Source organism: uncultured Muriicola sp., assembly GCF_947258935.1.
Classification (GTDB): Bacteria; Bacteroidota; Bacteroidia; order Flavobacteriales; family Flavobacteriaceae; genus Muriicola.
This window is the reverse complement of record NZ_CAMYKH010000146.1, coordinates 1-2,082: the sequence shown is the minus strand read 5'-3', so window position 1 is coordinate 2,082 and position 2,082 is coordinate 1. Positions and strand designations below refer to the sequence as shown.

Sequence of the window (2,082 nt, the reverse complement as noted above, 5' to 3'; positions counted from 1 at the left end):
TTTCAATTGTGTTTAAACAAATAACTTGTGTTAAAGCTTAGTAAAAACTTACCACGTATACTACACGAAAAAAGTTTTGTTACAATTTATAACTATAGTAAAGGTGCACAGGGTCTTTCCGTCTAGCCGAGAGTAGTCTGCATCTTCACAGACAATTCAATTTCACTGAGATTGCATTGGAGACAGTAGGACAGTCGTTACGCCATTCATGCAGGACACCAATTAAATGCCAAGGAATTTCGCTACCTTTGGGTATGCTTGGGGAGTTACCCCCGCATCCGAACTGTACGTGCATATACCGTTTTTATGCATACAGCTCTCACACATATGGATTTTTGTTATATTTCCTTTTGAGAAATATAAATGATTTTTAATTTAAACGTTTATGAATCCTTTTTTTTCACAAAGAGGCCCTTTTTATGGAGCAATAAATGGTGCTTTTTACATAGCATAACCACTTTTCTCTTTCGTCGAATTAAGGTTTTCTCAAACGCTGTTAAGTCTTTTCTTTTACTAAGATTCCCCACGGGATTTAGATGATGGGCTTCCAAATAGTTACCCTCTTCACATCCCTCGTATTCACAGATATTACCTGTTTTTAAATTGGCCTTATCAGACCCAGGCACTAGATCGATTTCAACGTCAAGGATCTCAGGATATTGAACACTATCCTTTCTGATTTTGAAGTCTATTTTTGTTTTTAAGGACTTCGGGTAAAAGAGCGAAGCTTGCTCTATCCCTAAATTATTTCTTATAGTTAGAGCTGGACCGTAGCGAGCGTAAACTCTAGCAGCGGAGGTCATTTTGTGTTTATGCGCTAATGTTAATGCACACGATTTTCTCAGCACCGCAAATACTTTCCAGAGCTCGGATCGCTTATTAATACAAGAATAATAATTTAATAGACCCCTAATAATTGAGGAATATCGCGAAACGATCTTTTCGTCTTCTAACATACTCCACTTAATATAAGCGGTCCCACGAGCAGTTCCGTCTTTACGCTTTTTAGCTAGACCCTTCTCAATTAGCCTTTTCAACATAAGATCTATAGGCGCCCTAAATTGCACATTGTTAATGGCCTGGGCTTTAAGGTGGGGCAATCCGTTTTCAGGTTTTCCAGTGGCCTTTCCATCTTTCCTCCATTCAATTTTATTGTGAGTATAATAACGTAGATACATGCCTAAGTACCTTATACCACGCTCCCCACTATGATAAATTTTGGATTTTTCTTGATTCGCTGAGAGTTTAATACTACTAAGAAATTCATTTATCTTTTCGTAAATCACTTTGGCTTCGGAACGAGGCCCAATAAAACCAATTAGGAAATCATCTGCGTACCTAACATAGCGTAGGCGCCGAAATGATTCATCAAATCGGTTCATGGCAACACCTACTTTGCCGGTTGCAAATCTATTATGCTTAGCTCGCGCCAAGGATTTTTTCAATTCAGGATATTCATCAAGAATTATTTTGTCTGATTCGTTCAAAGAATACCTTTTAGAATAAGCAGGGTTTTTACGCCTAGCTTTCCCAGTATTATACTTAGGTACAAGTTCTTTCACGACAAATTCATCCAGATCATGAAGATAAATATTACAGAGGATCGGAGAAATGAGACTACCTTGCGGAGTTCCCTGAGTGTTATAATTAACACGATTTGTCAGATTGTGGATATCTACATAACCTACTTTCAATAGTTTACGTATTAGCTCTAATGTGGGTTGATCACAAGATTTACCTAGTTTTTCTAGCAACAGTTTATGGTTAATCTTGTCGAAACATTTTTCAACGTCGACATTGATTATCCAGGTAGTCGCTTTCCAACCGCCCTTGATTTCTTTCAATGCGTTATGGCAGCCTTTGCCAGGCCGAAAGCCATAAGACACGTCCAGAAATTGTGGTTCGTAGACGGCTTCTAACTTAATTAGTAAAGCTCCCTGTACAATTTTGTCGATTTGTGAAGAAATACCTAGATATCGTACGCCCCCATCTGGTTTAGGTATTGGGACTCTTTTGGCAGGTTTAGGTTTGTATTTTTGTGAGGCTAATTCTTCATGTAATTTACTTAGCCGTTTTTCTGAA

1 rRNA gene and 1 pseudogene are annotated in these 2,082 nt (G+C 38.1%); both read right to left on the bottom strand.

The features are described 5' to 3' along the window. Positions 1-575 (bottom strand): 23S ribosomal RNA (locus tag Q0X72_RS13750); the annotation flags it as partial. Between the two features lie 168 nt (positions 576-743). Then, positions 744-2,003: pseudogene (locus tag Q0X72_RS14005) on the bottom strand (reverse transcriptase domain-containing protein); the annotation flags it as partial. Positions 2,004-2,082: the final 79 nt, after the last annotated feature.